Source organism: Vibrio gangliei, assembly GCF_026001925.1.
Classification (GTDB): domain Bacteria; phylum Pseudomonadota; class Gammaproteobacteria; order Enterobacterales; family Vibrionaceae; genus Vibrio; species Vibrio gangliei.
This window is the reverse complement of record NZ_AP021869.1, coordinates 479890-500228: the sequence shown is the minus strand read 5'-3', so window position 1 is coordinate 500228 and position 20339 is coordinate 479890. Positions and strand designations below refer to the sequence as shown.

Here is a 20339-nt window from a genome sequence, read left to right as displayed (position 1 = left end):
TAGGGAGAATCTTTTTTCAAAGTGGTCAACTCAATACACGTTTGTTGATATTAATAAATCGGGGCTCGACTGATCCCATGTCGTAAACAAAAACTCAGCCATTCTCCAAGAAATTGGTTTACCTGAAATTTTTCGTCTTTTTGCATCATTCTTTTATTCGGGTAATCATACCGCGCTTCTACCCGCGAAATCTGCTCGCTGGCACACACTTCCGCAACTCGAGCATCGTGATATAAGCGAACTTGCATACGTGGCAATGGAAAAACCGGTTGCTCATCACATTGGCACACATCCACTAATGTGGTGTAACGGGTAATTTCTTTCACTTCTAATTGATAGGCCATTTTAGAGACTTGATAAGAACGGGTTTCCCCGACCTCTGGCTCAACCGGCAGCAGTGAATTCATTTTGGCATAATTGGTCTCGTAGACGCGCATCAAGCCTGCAAGATCAACATGATAAGTATTAGCCATGGATTCCCTTTTTAGTGTTACTGTTTGGTGTCATCAGCATGAATATTGTTCAAACGTCATAGCCAACGTTGCATCAGTGCTTGATGATGAATTTGTAGCCATTGCAATGCGATAATTGTCGCACCATTTTCAATAACACCAGATTCAACCAGTTGATAGGCCTGTTCGCGTGCCATAACATGTACTTTGATGTCTTCATTTTCAGAGTCTAAACCATGTACACCCTGAGCCTGACTGGCGTCCACCCGCCCAATAAACACATCAAGCGTTTCAGAGCACCCTCCAGATGAAGGGTAATAATGGCTAATATGTTCAATTTCTGCCACTTCAATGCCCGCTTCTTCCATGGCTTCTCGACGAACAATATCTTCTAATGATTCGTCTTTATCATTCATGCCAGCTATGATTTCTAACTGCCAAGGAGAATGATGTTCAAGGGCACCAACTCGGATTTGTTCAATCAAAACCACTTCATCTCGAGTCGGATCATAAGCTAAAAGTGCTGAGGCTTGACCTCGTTCAAACATCTCACGAGTGACGGATTCACTCCATCCGCCATTAAATAAGCGATGTTTAAAAGTATATTTCATCACTTTAAAAAAGCCGTTAAAGACACTTTCTTTCTTTTCAATCACCACATCTTGAGGCTGAAAAAGGTGTTTAAATGGTTTAAAGTGCATAAAGAAATTCCTTTTATTGACCAGCAATCTAATCACGATAGTGATAAATCAACAAGCTCTGCTACAATTTTTTTTGATAAACATTGAGTTTTTTTGAGTTTTCACTTAATTTATTATCCACTTGGACAGTAAGTGGTAAATTAGTGTAAAAGTTTGCATAACATTCTAGCTACTTAGGTTACAATCTAAGCCTTGTTGTCTATTCATTATATAAGCGGGAAAAGAACCATGAAAAAACTGCTTCCTCTTATCGTTAGCCTTTCTCTCGGTGGTATCCACCTTGCACACGCTGATGATTTGGCAGAGATTTACAATCAAGCAAAAGAAAACGATCCACAATTATTGCGCTCAAAAGCCGATCGTGATGCCGCTTTTGAAGCCATCGAATCAAGCCGCGGTGATCTTCTTCCTCAAATCAACTTGACCGCAGGTTACAACATTAACCGAAATATCCGCACACGAAATAATGATCCTGTAGTCAGTAATGGTGCTAATTCTTATGAGCAAAATGTCTTTACAACTGGTGTTGATTTTTCTCAAGAATTATACCGTCGTGACAGCTGGGTAAACTTAGATATTGCTGAGCAAAATGCACGTCAACAAGATTCAGCCTATGCCGCAGCACAACAAGAAATGATTTTACGTGTTTCTCAAGCGTACTTTGACGTACTGCAGGCGCAAGATAACTTAACCTTTATCCAAGCTGAGAAAAAAGCGGTTGGTCGTCAATTAGAGCAAACCAAGCAGCGTTTTGAAGTCGGTCTATCGGCGATTACTGACGTACACGACGCACAAGCGCAATACGACAGTGTACTAGCCGATGAAATCTTAGCTAAGAATGATGTGACTAACAGCTTTGAAGCGTTACGTGCGATCACCGGTCAGCAAAACAAAGACCTGAGCATTTTAGACACCAAACGTTTTTCTGCCAACGTGCCTCAAACTAGCCAAAATGCGTTAGTGGATGAAGCGGAACAGAAAAACTTAGATCTATTAACTGCTCGCATTGCGCAAGATATCGCGAAAAGCAATATCTCATTAGCAGAATCAGGTTATAGCCCTTCTGTAACCTTAGATGGTGGTTACCAGTACTCAGACATTGATGAGCACAACGATCACTCTGGTGTAAAGAACTACACCAGCAACGATTACAATATCGGTGTGAACTTGGTGATCCCAATTTACCAAGGTGGCTCAACGACAGCTGATGTGAAAACGGCACAATACCAATACGTATCAGCTAGCCAACAGCTAGAAGCCACTTACCGTGGTGTGGTACAGAATGTTCGCGCTTACTACAACAACATCAATGCTTCTATCGGCTCTATCCGTGCTTATGAGCAATCGGTGGTGTCTGCAAAATCAGCATTAGAAGCGACCGAAGCGGGTTATGAAGTAGGTACACGTACCATTGTTGACGTACTCGATGCTACTCGTCGTTTATACGATGCCAACCGTCAACTTTCTGATGCTCGTTACAGCTACGTGATCAGCGTACTTCAGCTAAAACAAGCAGTAGGTACACTAAGCGAGCAAGATATTCTTGATATCAACGCTGGCTTAAAACGCCCATCTTAATGGAATAAAGCCCTGAACTGACAACAATCCGGGCTTTCTTTCTCGCAAACTAAAACGCCACTTCAGATGAAGTGGCGTTTTTTATTTGTATCAATATTTATTCATATCAAAAGTGTGAGAATAGAAGTTAACCCTTTCCGCCTTTGATGGCATTAATGATTTCAGACGTTGAGCAGCCTTCTTCAAAGTTCAGCACTTTGACTTCACCACCCGCTGCGATCACTTCAGCGCCACCAGCGATCTCTTCCGGCTTATAGTCACCACCTTTTACCAATACGCTAGGCAAAACTTCTGAAATTAAGCGCTGTGGCGTGTCTTCGCTAAACGGCACCACCCAATCTACCGCCCCTAAGCCGGCTAATACCGCCATACGACGATCAGTTGGGTTAACAGGGCGACCAGGGCCTTTCAAACGTTTTACCGACGCATCGGTATTCACAGCAACAATGAGTTTATCGCCTAATTCAGCGGCGTGGTTAAGGTAGGACACATGACCTGCGTGCAAAATGTCAAAACAACCATTGGTCATCACCACTTTCTCACCACGGGCACGAGCTCGTTTTACCGCTTCAATTAAGGCGGATTCACTGATCACACCATAGTTAGTATCTTTACTGCCATGAATGGCTTCTGCTAGCTCGATAGTCGATAGCGTTGACGTACCCAGTTTGCCAACCACAACACCGGCTGCCGCATTGGCAAGCGCACACGCTTCTTTTAAATCCTTACCAGCAGCAACAGAGGCTGCCAATACGGAAATGACGGTATCACCCGCACCGGTCACATCAAATACTTCTTGTGCCTGCGTAGGTAAGTGGAATGGTTCCTGGCCACGACGCAGCAATGTCATACCGTGTTCGCTTCGAGTCACTAGCAAAGCATCAAAATCGAACTTTTCGATCAATGCCAACCCTTTCTCAACCAGATCTTGTTCATTCTTGGTTTTCCCCACCACCAATTCAAACTCAGATAAGTTTGGAGTCAGTAATGTTGCGCCGCGATAACGCTCAAAATCGGCACCTTTAGGATCAATAAACACAGGAACATTGGCAGCTTTCGCTTGCTGGATCATAGTCTGCACATCGTCTAATGCACCTTTACCGTAATCCGATAAAATCAGCGATTTCACCTGTGGCAAGTATTTCGCCATACGCTCAAGCAGTGGTTTGGAATCAACATGCTCAAAGCTGTCTTCAAAATCCAAACGAATCAATTGCTGACCACGGCTCATGACACGCAACTTAGTAATGGTTGGCATATCAGGAACCGTGACAAAATCACAGTCAACATTCAAAGAAGAGAGCTTTTGATTCAACACTTGCGCAGGCTCATCTTCACCGGTTAAACCTACCAACTTTGCATTTCCACCTAACGCAGCAATGTTCATCGCCACGTTTGCAGCACCGCCAGGACGTTCTTCGTTATTTTCAATTTTAACTACTGGCACAGGGGCTTCTGGTGAAATACGCCCTGTTGGGCCGTACCAATAGCGATCAAGCATGACATCGCCAACAATCAATACGCCAGACTGAGCGTAATCAGGCAAAATAGGTTTCATACAGTTCTCCGAATGCTTGGTTCACTTTCTTCATAAACCAAGTCAAATTAAGATATTGCGCGCATAATATCACAGCCTTACTCACCAAGAAACGCATCCCATTGCTGGCACACCCAACCTCTTTGTTCGGTATAGAGAGAATTATCCACATCCGCATCCAGATTGAGCAGATTACGATGATGGATTTCATTTCTGAGTGTAGTGTAAGCCTCGATTAATTGCTGTACATGCTCATCCGGAATCAAGCCTTGTTCAGCCATGGTTTCTAAAATTCGTACATTGTCCGACCAACGGGTTAATGCCCCGTACTGGTGGCTATGCTGCAACACAATGTACTGCACAAGAAATTCAATATCAGTAATACCGCCTTTGTCCTGTTTCAACATAAATCGGCCCGCTTTTTTCTCCGCCAAATGAGCCCGCATTTTTTCTCGCATCTCACGCACTTCTTTTTGCAAAGCCGGTAGCTCACGCTGTTGAGTCAAAATACGATGGCGAGTATCAGCAAAACTTTGCGCCAAAATATCATCACCATAGATCATTCGAGCGCGTACTAATGCTTGATGCTCCCACGTCCACGCTTCTTGTTGCTGATACTGTTCAAAGGTTTCCGCACTACAAGCCAGTAATCCAGAGGCACCAGAAGGGCGTAAACGAGTATCCACTTCATACAAAATCCCAGAAGGCGTACGAACAGAAAAAATATGCACAATGCGCTGAGCTAAACGCAAATAGAACTGACGACCATCGATTTCTTTTTTGCCTGTGGTATAGACGTTTTCAGGGCAATCATGCAAAAACACCACATCTAAATCAGAATTATAGCCCAGCTCCCAACCGCCCACTTTGCCATAGCCAATAACCGCAAAACCTTTACCCTCACGTTCGGATAAATGACTTGGCTCACCGTATTTTTCACTCAGTTGTAACCACGCTTGCTGCACCACGGCATCCACGATGGCTTCGGCCAGATACGTTAAGTGATCACTCACTTTCATCACAGGCAATACCCCTGTGACATCAGCAGCCGCAATACGCAAAATACAGATTTGTTTAAATTGACGCAGCGCTTCCATTTGCTGCTCCATATCGTCTTCCGGTATGCGAGCTAAAAAATCACGTAATTCAGATCGATACTGATGTAATTCAATCGGATGATACAACTGCTGCGGATCAATCAATTCATCCAGCAAAATAGGATAACGGCCAAGCTTCTCCGAAATCATCGGGCTTGCGGTACATAAACGAACCAACTGCTTTAATGCGCCAGGGTGTTCTTCAAGTAATTCAAGATAAGTCGTGCGAGTGACAATATTATTGAGCAAGTGCAATACGCGCGCTAAACCAAACTCCGCATCTGGGTGGGAAAACACCGCATCAAATACTTTTGGCATGAGCCTTACTAAGACTTCTCGCCCCCGAGGGCCTAAGGTTTTCTTAGCTAAGTCTTGTTTGAATTGCACAATCACAACGGCAAAAGAGGTCGCCAATTCCGCATTAATTTCTTGGGTAATAACATTTTGATCAATAACATCTTGGGAAATAACATCTTGAAAAATAATAGCTTCGAGCGTGTCTTTATCTCCAGCCATATCCCACATTTCAATAAAATGAGAAGCAACGGTTTGCTCAGATTCATCCTCCTCTCCAATCAAGTCAACAAACACTTGGTGTACCTTTTCCATGTGGAGAAAAGCGTGCTGTGTCAATGCACCCCAATCATCAAATGACATTGCTACACATAAGCGTTGCTGGTCAATCTCATCATCTGGAAGTGTTTGTGTTTGTTTATCAGCGATGGCTTGCAATAGGTTCTCTAAACGTCGCAAGAAGAGATAGGCTTGGCGTAAGTCAACGATCTCTTGCTCGCCAAGTAAACCGAGTTGCTCAATAGCGGTTAACGTTTCAAGTAAACCTCGCCCTTGCAGACTTGGCTCTCGTCCGCCACGGATCAATTGAAATACTTGGACAATAAACTCAATTTCACGAATGCCGCCAGCGCCCAATTTAATATTATTACTTAATCCACGACGACGAACCTCTGAACTGATCATGGACTTCATGCGACGCAAAGATTGAATGGCGCTAAAGTCGATATAGCGACGGAAAACGAATGGCTTGAGCATCTGCTTCAACTCTTGGTATTGAGGATACATTTCGCACCCCATCACCCGAGCTTTCACCATCGCGTAGCGTTCCCAGTCACGTCCTTGCTCTTGATAGTAATCTTCCAAAGCCGCATAACTCATCACTAATGGACCACTTTCACCAAACGGACGCAAGCGCATATCGACCCGATAACAAAAGCCATCAAAAGTGACTTGATCGAGTGATTTAATTAAACGTTGGCCAAGGCGAGTAAAAAACTGTGCGTTATCAATGCTGCGACGATGACCTTGAGTTTCGCCATTTTCCGGGTAGGTAAAGATCAAATCGATATCGGAAGAAAAGTTCAGCTCAGCGCCCCCAAGCTTCCCCATACCAATAATCAACATTGGCTGCGCTACCCCCTGTGGATTACACGGTGTTCCCCACTCTTGGCAGCACTGTTTATATTGCCATTGATAGGCTTCGACAATCATCGCCTCAGCCAGCATAGAAAGGTGTTTCAAGCTAGTTTCTAATGGCCACTGTTGCAAAAAATCTCGCCAAGCGATCACCACCATTTCTTGTCGGCGAAACAAACGCAATTGATGTAAAAAGTCATGCTCATTGTGGCACTTTTCAAGCGTTTGTTGTAATTGCGAACGGTAGTGTTGTGCACGGTCATTGTGCGTCAATAGATGAGGCAACTTCTGCAGTAAGGCTTCATCGCATAGCAAGGACTCAGCAATAAAATCACTCAAACCTAGCACCTGCTCTAAGCTCGATTTATCTTGTTCAGACCATGCATCTAGGCTATCTGGAAAACGTTCTATTAATGCTTGTAAGGCTTTGCTAGAGATAGGTTGTAATGAGGCAGGTAAACTCATAAAAATTCCTTGTTTATCAATGTTCCGTTCACAACAGAAATAACTTTTTGTGCAATAACTACACTCTACTCTGTTTTGTGATTTAATGTTAAGCATTAATCTATACCCAAAGGAAACATCATGAAAAGCTCACTTAATGATGCCGATTTTAAACCTATGAGCTTAATGTCTTTATTGCTTTCATTTATCTCTTTGATAATTGTATTCCAACTGTTATTTACTCAATTACCAGTTGAAACTCGACGCACTTTAGTTGGCATTGATACCGCCATTTGCTTACTGTTTTTAATGCAAATTGCCATTGATTTCTACCGTTCGGAACATCGCCTGTTATACCTACGCACTCGCTGGCTCGATATCCTTGCGAGCATCCCATTTATCGAAATTCTACGTTTAGCTCGAATCGTACAAATCGTCCGAATGTTGCTGCTATTGATACGTCATGGGCATAATTTCTTGAAGCAAGTTAAGCAAAACCGCCGTGAAGCGACCTTAGCTACCATTTTCACTTTACTGATTTTGCTCGTGACGACAGGTTCGACTTTTATGCTGTGGTTTGAAGATGACGCTGCCAATAGCAATATCCATAATGCGACTGATGCGCTGTGGTGGAGCTTAGTGACCATTTCAACCGTTGGTTATGGCGACCATTATCCCGTCACTTTAGGGGGCAAAGTATTGGCGACGGCCATGATCATATGCGGGGTTGGTATTTTCGGTATGATTTCTGGTTTGATTACATCCATTTTAACTTCACCACATCATAATAACGATCACACCAACGACCAAAGTCAAAACGATGCATTAGAGCAACTGCTGCAACAGCAACAAGTCATGTTAAGTAAAATTGAACTCTTAGAACAGCAGCTAAAAAAGCAAAACACATGAACTAGCAGCGAGTAAAAACAAGTCGAAACGGGAGTAATAAAAAAAGGGATCTTACGATCCCCTTTTGTAACCTTGTTATCTGGTGCTTAACACTATAATTAACGAACCATTAATTATGCCAATATGGTGAAGCTTCAATACAGCGAGATCGTGTTTGCTCCATCGCATATAAAATGGAGACTTCTTGACGACGAATCCAACGTTCAAGCTGCTCTTGATCCGCTTCTTCCAATTCAGGCAATAACTGCTGCAACGGTTCGAGCGTTAACAAGTCATCGATGCCTTCAAGTAAATCGACCCAAGGCATACGAAACTGAGTTCGTTGTTCCAAATCAAATAGATAAGCAAACGCCAGGCCCGTTAATAAATTACGCTTCAAGCGATTCTTTTGATCGATATAATCCTGACGAGAAAGCTCTCGCTCTATCGGGAAGGCTTCAATCAATTCCGCCCAACTACGGTCAAGTTGCTTCATGGCAAAAGGCTTGACATCTTGTGCCATCTTATCGCGCGCTTTGTCATCTAAAAATGGCTGCCAACCTTTAGATAGAATCCAACGACTTAAATCCAGTAACACCGCCGTATAGCGAGCGGATTCAAACAACTTCATCACGTTTTCACAGTCAGGCAAAGCATCTTTTTGCTCACCTAAGGATGCCACCAGCTGTTTTTGGCAATCCAATTTACGTAACGCGTAACCTTTATCTTTGGTTAAATCATCTAAATATTGCGATGTTTTTAGCCACGCTAATTCTTCTTCTAACCATTTGAATTCTTGCCGCAATAATGCACTGGCGCGACGAGGGATAATGCCCCCATAAACACTAAACAACTGACGAATAAAATGGATGGCATAATCGATTTGCTCTAAAGCATCGATAGAACATTGTTCAGTATAAATTTGTTCATGGTAGTGCCAATGCGACAAACCGTGCTCAAGTGATTGAATAAAACACTCTTCGACACTGAACTTAGGATCGGTTTCGATTAAGGTAAAATCCAGAACTGGGTCCGAGGTGTAATTGTGTGCCAAACGATAACCTCGAGCCGCTTTACTTAAATTACCAAGACGCATGCCACCTTGATCAGACAACTGGCGTGCAAGAGTAAACAAAGATTCCGTTTGACCCGATTTCAGCTCCAATTCAATTTCGCAAATCGGGCTTTGTTGCTCACCAGAAACTACCACACCTTGGTCAAATGCCACTTCAATTTGACTTCCATCTGACATGCTTAAGAGCCACTGCTCTCGTTCAAAGTTAGTCGCAAACAAAGGGGCAATATCTTGTTGCAAAGTTTGCCAGTCACGCCCTTCTGGCCAAATATCTTCTGGATGCAAAGACAAATCCGGCTCATTACACGTATGTTCAGCGTTATATTCGGGGCGCTGATGAAGACCCGCCACTACACGGCCTGACGTTTTCACCGTTTGAACAAACACGTCATCACTTTGACGAATACGCAGCCCAATATCATGCTGGCGTAGCCAATTGTCAGCGGTATCAAAATAGGTATTACCAAGCGCCTTACGGCTGTGTTGCAAGACTTTGGTTTCTGCAATTTTTTGCTTTAAAATATCTGAAAAATCAGGGGATACAAAAAACTTAAGTTCTATTTCGGTTTCCATAATAAGGCCTATGATTAATAACCTTAAAAGAATATTGTGGAATCCAAGCTTGAGCAAGCAGGAAATCATGTAAAGTAATGGATAGAAATGAAATACACTTCTATCTGCGGCCATAATTCACGCCATTGATGATTCACATCAACTAAAATGGTATGAAAGCCATAAAGATTACGTTAACATGCGCGCGACTTTATAGCACTGTCCAGCATTTGAGCGATTTTCGCTAAAATGAAAACCAGTTATATATTTTTTGTAGGTTGAATAACCATGCCAGTAAATACAATTATGGGGTTATTTGCAAAGTCCCCTATCAAGCCTTTGCAAGAGCACGTTGTTTGCGTAAATGATTGTTGCTCACAATTAATCCCTTTTTTCGAACATTGCCTTAAAGGTGACTGGGAAACCGCGAATAAAATTCGTGAAGATATTTCTCGCTTAGAACGTGAAGCAGACGTATTAAAGCGTGAAATCCGCCTTAAACTGCCTCGCGGTCTATTCATGCCCGTTGACCGTACCGATATGCTTGAACTTCTAACTCAACAAGACAAGCTTGCTAACCTTGCAAAAGATATTGCAGGTCGAGTCATCGGTCGCCAACTAGAAATCCCTTCACAAATGCAAGAAAGCTTCCTTGCTTATGTTTCTCGTTGCCTTGATGCAGCAAAACAAGCACAAGAAGTGATTCATGAACTTGACGAATTACTAGAAACAGGTTTCAAAGGTCGCGAAGTGACCCTTGTTGCTGAAATGATTAACCAACTAGATGAAATTGAAGATGACACTGACACCATGCAAATTGCTTTGCGTCAGGAACTCATGGCAATTGAATCTAAATACAACCCAATCGATGTTGTCTTTTTATATAAGATCCTTGAATGGGTTGGTGGTATCGCCGATCAAGCACAGCGCGTAGGTGCTCGCTTGGAAGTCATGTTGTCTCGTTCGTAAGTATTGAACGCACAACATAAACACATTGTATAAAAAATAACAAAACTGACCGCTGCAGGGTGAGATTCCCTACATTTAGCTCGTCTAACCTGTTATGTCAAAATCTAGGTATTACGATGGATATCCTCGCTAACTATGGCACTATTTTAATTTTAGTTGCCGCGTTTTTTGGTTTCCTAATGGCTGTTGGTATTGGTGCGAACGATGTTGCCAATGCAATGGGTACATCTGTTGGTTCTAAAGCACTAACAGTTAAACAAGCAATCGTCATTGCGATGATTTTTGAATTTGCCGGCGCTTACCTTGCTGGTGGAGAGGTTACAGACACCATTCGTAAAGGTGTTATCGATACCTCTTACTTCGTTTCTCAACCCGATGTACTGGTCTATGGTATGATGGCATCGCTACTTGCCGCGGGTACTTGGTTACTGCTTGCTTCTTATATGGGCTGGCCAGTATCAACAACGCATTCGATCATCGGTGCAATCATTGGTTTTGCCTGTGTTTCTGTTGGTACACAAGGTGTCGACTGGCACTCAGTACAAGGTATTGTCGGTAGCTGGATCGTAACTCCGTTTATTGCCGGTATTTTTGCTTACGGTATTTTTGTCAGTGCGCAACGCCTGATTTTTGATACAGAAAACCCGCTACACAATGCTAAACGCTTCGTTCCAGTTTACATGTTCATCACCACCATGGTGATTGCACTAGTAACCATCAAGAAAGGCTTAAAGCATGTGGGCTTACACCTGTCTCACACTGAAGCTTGGTTATACTCTGCTGGCATATCGGCTTTAGTCATGATTTGTGGCTACATCTACATCAACCGAAAGTTTGCCAATCAAAAAGAAGATCACAGCTTTGCTGGTGTTGAAAGCATCTTCAGCGTATTGATGGTCATTACGGCGTGTGCAATGGCTTTTGCGCATGGTTCAAACGATGTAGCAAACGCTATTGGCCCTCTATCTGCAGTGGTTTCTACCATTGAACACATGGGGCAATTAACAGCCAAGAGTGAGATCGCTTGGTGGATCTTGCCTCTAGGTGGTATCGGTATCGTTGTCGGTCTTGCCACTATGGGTCATAAAGTGATGGCAACCGTTGGTACTGGCATCACTGAACTGACTCCAAGCCGTGGTTTTGCAGCTCAATTAGCAACTGCATCAACAGTAGTTTTAGCATCAGGTACTGGCTTACCTATCTCAACTACACAAACACTGGTTGGTGCGGTCTTAGGTGTTGGCTTTGCTCGTGGTATCGCAGCATTGAACCTTGGTGTTGTACGTAACATCGTAGCATCTTGGATCATTACCCTACCAGCAGGTGCTGTACTTGCTATCGTGTTCTTCTACGCCATTCAAGGTTTGTTTGCTTAATGAAAAACTCATTGACGTAAAGTGCTCTGTCAAAGCAGTGTCATAATTTTTACGTTGAAGTAAAAAGAGGGAGCGAAAGCTCCCTCTTTTGTTGCACCTCAAGCTGAAACTTCTTACTATTCGTTTAGTTTTTAAATACCCATCTAAATCTTGGTGGCTATTTGCAATCAACCCCGATTTTTGGTGATTGAATAATTCTTTACTATTCAGTACCGCAAGTTTTACACAAATAAAAAGGGACATAATGTGAAAAAGCTTCTTAGCTTCGTATTATTGGCATGTTTTTTTGCCCCAATGGCAAACGCGAGTGACTTCTACATTTCAGACAATCTTTTCACTTACGTACACTCGGGTCCTAGCAATGATTACCGCATCATTGGTAGTGTCAACGCAGGTGAAAAAATCAAACTATTAAGCACAAATAAATCAACAGGCTTTAGCCAGATTATTGATGAAAATGGTCGTAAAGGTTGGGTGGAAAGTAAGTACGTCACTCAAACCGTTAGTATTTCGATTCGCCTACCTGAATTAGAAAAAGAACTGGCAACCGTTAAAGAAAAATTAAGCAACGCGCAAGAAACGTCTGATACAGAAAAAGCAGGCTTGGTGAGCTCTTTAGAATTAAGCAAAAAGCAGATCACGGATTTAGAAACTAACTATCGTAAAATCAACCAACAACTGGCTGACTCTCAAGAAGAAGTTCGCGCTTTACGTGCTAAAATTGATACACAAAAAGAAGACTTACTACTTCGCTACTTTATGTACGGTGGTGGTGTTGCAGGGCTAGGTTTACTATTTGGTTTGATCTTGCCGCACATTATCCCGCGTCGTAAGAAAAACCCTGGCGGCTGGGCGTAATTCCTCCCTCCTCAAAACGACAAATAGTAAATAGTAAAAAGCCACCGCTAAAGGTGGCTTTTTTCGTATCGAGTGATTACTCAACGGTAACCGCTTTAGCCAAGTTACGAGGTTGGTCCACGTCGGTCCCTTTAATCAAAGCAACATGATAAGACAGCAGTTGCATTGAGATGGTGTAGTAAATCGGTGCCGTGATTTCACTGACATGAGGTAAGTTGATGATCTTCATGCTTTCATCACCATCAAAACCTGCACCCGCATCGGCAAAAACATACAACAAACCACCGCGAGCACGCACTTCTTCAATATTCGATTTGAGTTTTTCTAACAAATCATTATTCGGCGCGACGACCACAACGGGCATATCAGCATCAATCAGCGCCAATGGGCCGTGCTTCAGCTCACCAGCGGCATAAGCCTCTGCATGAATGTAGGAGATCTCTTTTAACTTCAACGCTGCCTCAACCGCAATCGGGTAAAACTCACCGCGGCCAAGAAATAAAGTATGATGTTTATCGGCAAAATCTTCTGCTAATGCTTCAATATCTTTATCGTAAGCGAGTGCTTTTTCAATATCATTAGGTAAGGTATGTAATGCAGACACAATTTCTGCTTCTTTAGCTGCATCAATACGGTTTTGTTGCTTACCCATTGCCGTAACTAACATCAGTAATGCGGCTAGCTGTGTGGTAAATGCTTTGGTTGAAGCAACGCCAATTTCAGCCCCTGCACGTGTCATAAAAGCAAAGTCCGACTCACGAACGAGCGACGAACCCGCCACATTACAAATCGTCATCGCCGACATATAGCCTTTTTCTTTGGCTAAACGTAAAGCAGCTAACGTATCTGCCGTTTCACCCGATTGAGATAAAGTAATCAACAATGAATTTGGACGGGTAACAAAATTACGATAGCGGAATTCAGAAGCAATTTCGACATCACAGCTTACGCCCGCGAGAGATTCGAACCAGTAACGCGCCGTCATACCTGCGTTATAAGACGTACCACAAGCGATGATTTGTACGTGTTCTACTTTCGATAAAATCTCGGCAGCATTCACACCGATACTTTCAGTGATAACACTATCTTTTGTTAAGCGACCTTCCATCGTTTTCACTAATGCGGTTGGTTGCTCAAAGATTTCTTTTTGCATGTAGTGACGGTACTGGCCTTTATCAGCAGCATCATGCTCTGCATTCGATTCAGAAACACTACGCTCAACAGCGATGCCAGAATGATCAAAAACCATCACTTCACGGCGAGTGACTTCTGCCACATCGCCTTCTTCTAAGTACATAAAACGACGAGTCACATTAAGTAGGGCTAACTGATCCGAGGCAATGAAGTTCTCGCCCATGCCCAGACCAATAACAATCGGGCTACCAGAACGCGCGACCACAACACGAGTGGGATCTTTACGATCAAAAACGACGGTACCGTATGCCCCTTCCAACTGCTTAACGGCTTTTTGTAAAGCTTCAATTAAAGAATTGGCGGTGCGTAACTCCCACTCCACTAGGTGAGCAATCACCTCGGTATCCGTTTGGGATTCAAATACATAGCCACGCTCACGTAACAGTGCACGTAATGGCTCGTGATTTTCAATAATACCGTTATGCACGACAGCGATATCACCAGACACATGAGGGTGCGCATTAATTTCAGAAGGTTCACCATGCGTTGCCCAGCGTGTATGAGCAATTCCTGTTCCGCCAAGAACCTGCTCAGCTTCAACGGCATCGGCTAACTCTTGCACCTTACCTAAACGGCGTACTCGAGTCATCTTCGACTCTGCATCAACAACAGCCACGCCAGCTGAATCATAACCACGGTATTCCAAGCGGCGTAGACCTTCGACTAGAATTTCCGCTACATCACGTTGTGCCACAGCACCCACGATTCCACACATATTGTTATCCTTTTTTATTCCTTTACCGGCAACAAGCAAAAGGCGGCAAAGTCTTCATCATTTATTTATTTACTTAATTATTTAATAGTTAGGCTCAACAGATCCTAAGCAATCAGAACTTGAACATCATGCTGTTCGATTTGTTTTTGTTGTTCTGATGTAATGCCTTCGTCTGTCACCAACACATCAATCTTGTCCCATGACAGCTCTAAATTTGGAATTTTGCGACCAATTTTGTCAGATTCCACCATGACCACCACACGACGAGCCACTTCAGACATCACTTGGCTCAAGCCGAGTAGTTCATTGAAGGTGGTCGTTCCGCGAGCTAGATCAATGCCATCCGCACCAATAAACAATTGGTCAAAATCGTAAGAACGTAATACCTGCTCAGCAACCTGACCTTGAAACGATTCAGAATGGGTGTCCCAAGTTCCGCCCGTCATCAGTAACGTTGGCTCTCCTTCTAAAGCATTTAGTGCATGAGCAACATTAAGCGAATTGGTCATCACCACAAGGCCACGCTTATGATTAAGTTGTTCAATCAACGCGCCTGTTGTGCTACCACTGTCAATAATGATGCGATGATGATCTTTGATTAAAGTCGAAGCCGCTTTGGCTAACTCAACCTTTCGTTTCGAAACTTCTTCAGAAAAAACTTCATTAATAATTTCTTTTGGCAAAGCCACCGCACCACCATAACGACGTAGCAACAAACCACTCGCTTCAAGTGCAGCCAGATCTTTTCTGATTGTCACTTCAGAGATATTGAACTGCTTTGTCAGCGCCTCGACACTCACCTCTCCCTGATCATTCACTTGTTGAACAATCCGATGGCGGCGCTGTTGAGTATTTCGTTTTGACATTAAATCACACTTGGTTAATTTCGATTCGAAACACATTAAACACAAACGAAACTTAATTGTCTATTTTTTTTACAATAAAAAATAAATCTTTTTTGCAAAAACATTGTTCTAAGACAAGTAACTATCGTGATCTTCCCCACAAAGACTGGTAAAATTCTTACCCCATTTAAGAAACAAAATTACAACGCGGCACTCGTACGCGCCAATGACGTGAATCGCTGCAATGAAAATTTAACCTGCAGCCAAGATATAATGGGAATAATGTCTACACTGTAATTCAGACATTAAAAACAGAAACAAAGAATTTGAGTACCACGGCCTTTGTTGGCCCTGGCACTAGTAAAAATTAAAAAATGTAATATTACTTACCGGAGAGTATCGACTCATGAAAAAGACCAAAATCGTATGTACGATTGGCCCGAAAACCGAATCTGTTGAGAAACTAACTGAACTTGCAAACGCAGGCATGAACGTAATGCGTTTGAACTTCTCACACGGTGACTTTGAAGAACACGGCAACCGTATTGCTAACCTTCGCCAAGTAATGAAAAACACAGGCAAACAACTGGCTATCCTTTTAGATACGAAAGGTCCTGAAATCCGCACAATCAAACTAGAAAACGGTGAAGATGTTGCTCTAGTTGCAGGTCAAGATTTCACATTCACCACTGACACTTCAGTGGTTGGTAACAAAAACACAGTAGCCGTCACCTACCCTGGTTTTGCTCAAGACCTTACCGCTGGCGACACTATCCTAGTAGACGATGGTCTAATTGAAATGGAAGTGGTTGCAACTACCGATACTGAAGTTAAATGTAAAGTATTGAACAACGGTGACCTAGGTGAAAACAAAGGTGTGAACCTTCCTGGCGTTTCTGTAAAACTTCCTGCTCTTGCTGAAAAAGATAAAGCTGACCTTAAATTCGGTTGTGAGCAAGGCGTTGATTTCGTTGCTGCTTCTTTCATCCGTAAAGCTGAAGATGTAAAAGAAATCCGTGAATTGCTATGTGCAAACGGCGGCGAAAACATCCAAATCATCTCTAAGATCGAAAACCAAGAAGGTGTTGATAACTTCGATGAGATCCTAGAAGCGTCTGACGGTATCATGGTTGCTCGTGGTGACCTAGGTGTTGAAATCCCAGTTGAAGAAGTAATCTTCGCGCAAAAAATGATGATCGAGAAATGTAACCGCGCACGTAAAGTGGTTATCACTGCAACTCAAATGCTTGATTCTATGATCAAAAACCCACGTCCAACTCGCGCTGAAGCGGGCGACGTTGCGAACGCAATCATGGACGGCACTGACGCAGTAATGCTTTCAGGTGAATCTGCGAAAGGTAAATACCCAGTTGAAGCGGTAACTATCATGGCGCAAATCTGTCAGCGTACTGACCGTGCACTGAAAGCAGAACTAAGCTCTCGTCTAGACAGCCCACGTCTACGCATCACTGAAGCGGTATGTAAATCAGCAGTAGAAACTGCAGAGAAACTAGCAGCTCCAGTTATCGTTGTTGCTACTGAAGCGGGTAAATCTGCACGTTCTGTACGTAAATATTTCCCAACAGCGAACATCATTGCTGTAACAACCAACACTAAAACAGCAGCGCAACTTTGCCTATCTAAAGGTGTTACGCCAATCGTGGTTGAATCAATCAACGATACTGAAGACTTCTACCGTCAAGGTATGGCGATCGCACTTGAAACTGGCCTAGGTCAAAAAGGCGATGTAACCGTTATGGTTTCTGGCGCTCTAGTACCATCAGGCACAACTAACACCTCTTCTGTTCACGTTTTATAATTTCATTAAATCGAATAACAGAAATACAAAAGGAGACCTCATTGGTCTCCTTTTTAATTCGTGCTTGGTATAAAAAGTGTCGTTAAAAATTACCAACCAAACAACTCACGGTGATGCGTGTTGACTAAAAGCACCATCAGTAAAAAATACAAAGCGCTCATCTTTATCCCTAAAATCAACAGACTGCCTACCGTTAGTCTCACGATGACATCTTTCACCATATCATCATCCTCCAACCGAGTTTACGTGACACAAATCACAGATAGCGTTAATTTTAGCGCAAATAATAACCACGAGTACGACTAAAGTCGAACAAAAATACAACAAAATTTAAAAGCGAAATAAAAACATTCGCTTAGATAAAAAAGCTCAAAACATAAAAAAACGGCAATCTGAGATCGCCGTTTTTAAGATAAGCTTGCAGGTGTTGTCTGAGCTTTCAGATGTTGTTTAAGCTTTCCAGAGGTAACTTAAGTTTTCAAGGCTCGTTCACCACGTGCGATACCAACCACACCACTGCGGGCAACTTCTATCACATCGGTCATTTCAGACACCGCTTTGATGAAAGCATCCAGTTTCGCGCTGTCACCAGCAAGTTGAATCGTAAACAAGGAAGCGGTCACATCAACAATTTGCCCACGGAATACATCCGCTAAACGATGGACTTCTGCGCGAGAAAAACCGCTGGCTTTCACTTTCACCAACATCAATTCACGTTCAACATAATCAAATTCGGTTACTTCTTGCACTTTGAGAACATCCACCAGCTTGTGCAAGTTTTTCTCAATTTGCTCAAGTTGCAGAGCATCGGTAGCGGTAGTGATGTTAATACGCGATAAGGTCGCATCATCGGTTGGCGATACCGTTAAAGATTCAATGTTATAACCACGTTGAGAGAATAAGCCCACAACACGAGATAAAGAACCTGGCTGGTTTTCTAATAGCAATGAAATGATATGTCTCATATTAGGTTCTCTCCGTTTTGCTTAGCCACATTTTATCCATGCCTTCCCCTTTAATTTGCATCGGGTAAACATGCTCCGTTTCATCCACATTAATATCGACGAATACTAAGCGATCTTTCATATCGAGCGCTTTTTGTAAGCCAGATTCAAGATCTTCTGGTTTATCAATTCGGATACCAACATGACCATAGGCTTCTGCAATCGCAGCGAAATCAGGCACAGAATCCATATATGAATGAGAATGGCGACCTTGGTAGATCATATCCTGCCACTGTTTCACCATACCTAAGAAACGGTTATTCAAGTTGATAATTTTGACCGGAATATCGTATTGCATACAAGTTGATAGCTCTTGGATATTCATCTGAATACTGCCATCACCGGTAATACACACCACTTCTTCTTGTGGCATGGCAAATTTCACCCCCATCGCCGCAGGTAAGCCAAATCCCATCGTGCCTAAGCCACCCGAGTTAATCCAACGACGCGGCTTATCAAATGGATAATAAAGTGCAGCAAACATTTGGTGCTGACCAACATCAGAAGCAACATAAGCTTCGCCTTTGGTCAATTTGTATAAGGTTTCCACCACTTGCTGTGGCTTAATACGCTCAGAGTTTGTTTCATAGGCCAAACAATGGCGATTTCTCCAACTTTGCAGCTCTTGCCACCACGTTTCAAGCGCCTCAGAATCTTGCTCTGCACCTTGGTCTTCAAGCAATTTCAGCATACTGTTCAATACTTCATCTGCAGAACCAACAATAGGGAGATCCGCTTGAATGGTTTTTGAGATCGAAGAAGGATCGATATCAATATGCATAATCTTGGCATTCGGGCAGTACTTCTCAACATTGTTGGTAGTACGGTCATCAAAACGCACTCCCACGCCGAAAATCAAGTCAGCATTATGCATGGCCATATTCGCTTCATAAGTACCGTGCATGCCAAGCATACCAAGAGAATTATGATGCGTCGCAGGGAAAGCACCTAAGCCCATTAACGTACTGACGACAGGTAGGTTTAATGCTTCCGCCAGTTTGATCAATTGCTCACTCGCTTCCGCAATAATAGCGCCACCGCCTACATATAGAACCGGCTTCTTAGCGGACAATAATGCTTTTAGGCCCTTTTTGATCTGACCTTTGTGCCCTGAAGTGGTGGGATTATAAGATCGCATCTTAATTTCTTCAGGGTAATGATATGGGTAGCTTTCAAGCGGATTGAGTACGTTTTTAGGAAGATCGACAACAACAGGGCCAGGGCGGCCAGTAGAAGCAAGATAGAAAGCTTTTTTAATGGTAGAAGGAATGTCTTCGGCTTTGGTGACTAAAAAACTGTGCTTAACGACAGGTCGAGAGATCCCTACCATGTCACATTCTTGGAAGGCATCATTACCAATTAAACTGCTTGGTACTTGACCAGATAGCACCACCATTGGCGCTGAATCCATATACGCTGTCGCGATGCCAGTAATCGCATTGGTGGCCCCAGGGCCAGATGTCACCAACACCACGCCCACTTTGCCAGTTGCACGAGCGTAACCATCCGCCATATGCACCGCTGCTTGTTCATGACGAACCAGTACGTGTTCAATGTCACTTTTTTCGTGTAGCGCATCGTAAATATCCAAGACAGACCCGCCTGGATAACCAAAGATATGTTCGACACCTTCGTCGATTAAGGAACGGACGATCATATCCGCGCCAGATAACATTTCCATATTGCCTCCTTTTTAGCTGAACAAGTGCCTTTCGATAAAAAGACGCATTGCAAACTACTTGCTTAACAGCCAGCATCATCTGCAAATAAATTCCGTTCAGCACTACATAGTTAGGGCTTATTT

At 43.1% G+C, this 20339-nt stretch carries 15 protein-coding genes; 6 read left to right on the top strand and 9 right to left on the bottom strand.

Going from position 1 to position 20339, the window contains the following annotated elements:
- Nucleotides 1–50 precede the first annotated feature (50 nt).
- Both Vgang_RS02285 and nudF read right to left on the bottom strand, forming a co-directional pair.
- Nucleotides 51–473, bottom strand: coding sequence for a DUF1249 family protein (locus tag Vgang_RS02285; protein ID WP_105902215.1), 423 nt, complete (start codon nt 471–473; stop codon nt 51–53).
- A 56-nt stretch (nt 474–529) separates the two neighbouring features.
- Nucleotides 530–1153, bottom strand: a complete 624-nt coding sequence (gene nudF / locus Vgang_RS02280; RefSeq protein WP_105902216.1) for an ADP-ribose diphosphatase — start codon at nt 1151–1153, stop codon at nt 530–532.
- Between the two features lie 228 nt (nt 1154–1381).
- Between nudF and tolC the strand changes: the two genes are divergently transcribed.
- Nucleotides 1382–2731, top strand: coding sequence for an outer membrane channel protein TolC (gene tolC / locus Vgang_RS02275; RefSeq protein ID WP_105902217.1), 1350 nt, complete (start codon nt 1382–1384; stop codon nt 2729–2731).
- A 127-nt stretch (nt 2732–2858) separates the two neighbouring features.
- Here the strand turns inward: tolC and hldE are convergent, their stop codons facing one another.
- Entirely contained in the window at nt 2859–4289 is a 1431-nt protein-coding gene (gene hldE, locus Vgang_RS02270; protein WP_105902218.1) for a bifunctional D-glycero-beta-D-manno-heptose-7-phosphate kinase/D-glycero-beta-D-manno-heptose 1-phosphate adenylyltransferase HldE, read from the bottom strand.
- Nucleotides 4290–4366: 77 nt separating this feature from the next.
- Nucleotides 4367–7261 carry a bifunctional [glutamate--ammonia ligase]-adenylyl-L-tyrosine phosphorylase/[glutamate--ammonia-ligase] adenylyltransferase gene (gene glnE, locus Vgang_RS02265; protein WP_105902219.1) on the bottom strand — a complete coding sequence of 965 codons (2895 nt, stop codon included), beginning with the start codon at nt 7259–7261 and terminating at the stop codon, nt 4367–4369.
- Nucleotides 7262–7381: 120 nt separating this feature from the next.
- Between glnE and Vgang_RS02260 the strand changes: the two genes are divergently transcribed.
- Entirely contained in the window at nt 7382–8149 is a 768-nt protein-coding gene (locus Vgang_RS02260; RefSeq protein WP_105902220.1) for a potassium channel family protein, read from the top strand.
- A gap of 109 nt (nt 8150–8258) precedes the next feature.
- Here the strand turns inward: Vgang_RS02260 and Vgang_RS02255 are convergent, their stop codons facing one another.
- A complete protein-coding gene (locus tag Vgang_RS02255) occupies nt 8259–9776 on the bottom strand; it encodes a CYTH and CHAD domain-containing protein (RefSeq protein ID WP_105902221.1) in 1518 nt (505 codons plus the stop codon).
- 267 nt (nt 9777–10043) lie between these two features.
- On the opposite strand from Vgang_RS02255, the gene Vgang_RS02250 reads away from it, so the two are divergent.
- From Vgang_RS02250 to Vgang_RS02240, 3 genes are all read left to right on the top strand, one after another.
- Complete coding sequence (locus Vgang_RS02250) at nt 10044–10724, top strand: TIGR00153 family protein (RefSeq protein WP_105902222.1); 681 nt, start codon at nt 10044–10046, stop codon at nt 10722–10724.
- 116 nt (nt 10725–10840) lie between these two features.
- Nucleotides 10841–12100: an inorganic phosphate transporter gene (locus tag Vgang_RS02245; RefSeq protein WP_105902223.1), complete on the top strand. Its 1260-nt coding sequence runs from the start codon at nt 10841–10843 to the stop codon at nt 12098–12100.
- A 246-nt stretch (nt 12101–12346) separates the two neighbouring features.
- A complete protein-coding gene (locus Vgang_RS02240; RefSeq protein ID WP_105902224.1) occupies nt 12347–12958 on the top strand; it encodes a TIGR04211 family SH3 domain-containing protein in 612 nt (203 codons plus the stop codon).
- A gap of 76 nt (nt 12959–13034) precedes the next feature.
- Here Vgang_RS02240 and glmS read toward each other — a convergent pair whose 3' ends face one another.
- Nucleotides 13035–14867 (bottom strand): glutamine--fructose-6-phosphate transaminase (isomerizing), encoded by a 1833-nt coding sequence (gene glmS / locus Vgang_RS02235; RefSeq protein ID WP_105902225.1) that lies wholly within the window; start codon nt 14865–14867, stop codon nt 13035–13037.
- A gap of 104 nt (nt 14868–14971) precedes the next feature.
- Nucleotides 14972–15733, bottom strand: a complete 762-nt coding sequence (locus Vgang_RS02230; protein WP_105902226.1) for a DeoR/GlpR family DNA-binding transcription regulator — start codon at nt 15731–15733, stop codon at nt 14972–14974.
- 385 nt (nt 15734–16118) lie between these two features.
- On the opposite strand from Vgang_RS02230, the gene pykF reads away from it, so the two are divergent.
- Nucleotides 16119–17531 (top strand): pyruvate kinase PykF, encoded by a 1413-nt coding sequence (gene pykF, locus Vgang_RS02225; protein ID WP_105902227.1) that lies wholly within the window; start codon nt 16119–16121, stop codon nt 17529–17531.
- A 470-nt stretch (nt 17532–18001) separates the two neighbouring features.
- Here pykF and ilvN read toward each other — a convergent pair whose 3' ends face one another.
- Nucleotides 18002–18496 (bottom strand): acetolactate synthase small subunit, encoded by a 495-nt coding sequence (gene ilvN, locus Vgang_RS02220; RefSeq protein ID WP_105902228.1) that lies wholly within the window; start codon nt 18494–18496, stop codon nt 18002–18004.
- 1 nt (nt 18497) lies between these two features.
- The gene (locus Vgang_RS02215; protein WP_105902229.1) at nt 18498–20216 is read right to left on the bottom strand and encodes an acetolactate synthase 3 large subunit; all 1719 of its coding nucleotides are present in this window, start codon (nt 20214–20216) and stop codon (nt 18498–18500) included.
- Nucleotides 20217–20339 lie beyond the last annotated feature (123 nt).

Excerpts from the sequence above, each read along its gene's own strand:
- Vgang_RS02260 (WP_105902220.1), top strand. The coding sequence starts at position 7,382 with ATGAAAAGCTCACTTAATGATGCCGATTTTAAACCTATGAGCTTAATG.
- glnE (WP_105902219.1), bottom strand. The coding sequence starts at position 7,261 with ATGAGTTTACCTGCCTCATTACAACCTATCTCTAGCAAAGCCTTACAA.
- Vgang_RS02245 (WP_105902223.1), top strand. The coding sequence starts at position 10,841 with ATGGATATCCTCGCTAACTATGGCACTATTTTAATTTTAGTTGCCGCG.
- Vgang_RS02230 (WP_105902226.1), bottom strand. The coding sequence starts at position 15,733 with ATGTCAAAACGAAATACTCAACAGCGCCGCCATCGGATTGTTCAACAA.
- hldE (WP_105902218.1), bottom strand. The coding sequence starts at position 4,289 with ATGAAACCTATTTTGCCTGATTACGCTCAGTCTGGCGTATTGATTGTT.
- pykF (WP_105902227.1), top strand. The coding sequence starts at position 16,119 with ATGAAAAAGACCAAAATCGTATGTACGATTGGCCCGAAAACCGAATCT.
- glmS (WP_105902225.1), bottom strand. The coding sequence starts at position 14,867 with ATGTGTGGAATCGTGGGTGCTGTGGCACAACGTGATGTAGCGGAAATT.
- Vgang_RS02215 (WP_105902229.1), bottom strand. The coding sequence starts at position 20,216 with ATGGAAATGTTATCTGGCGCGGATATGATCGTCCGTTCCTTAATCGAC.
- tolC (WP_105902217.1), top strand. The coding sequence starts at position 1,382 with ATGAAAAAACTGCTTCCTCTTATCGTTAGCCTTTCTCTCGGTGGTATC.
- nudF (WP_105902216.1), bottom strand. The coding sequence starts at position 1,153 with ATGCACTTTAAACCATTTAAACACCTTTTTCAGCCTCAAGATGTGGTG.
- Vgang_RS02255 (WP_105902221.1), bottom strand. The coding sequence starts at position 9,776 with ATGGAAACCGAAATAGAACTTAAGTTTTTTGTATCCCCTGATTTTTCA.
- ilvN (WP_105902228.1), bottom strand. The coding sequence starts at position 18,496 with ATGAGACATATCATTTCATTGCTATTAGAAAACCAGCCAGGTTCTTTA.
- Vgang_RS02250 (WP_105902222.1), top strand. The coding sequence starts at position 10,044 with ATGCCAGTAAATACAATTATGGGGTTATTTGCAAAGTCCCCTATCAAG.
- Vgang_RS02285 (WP_105902215.1), bottom strand. The coding sequence starts at position 473 with ATGGCTAATACTTATCATGTTGATCTTGCAGGCTTGATGCGCGTCTAC.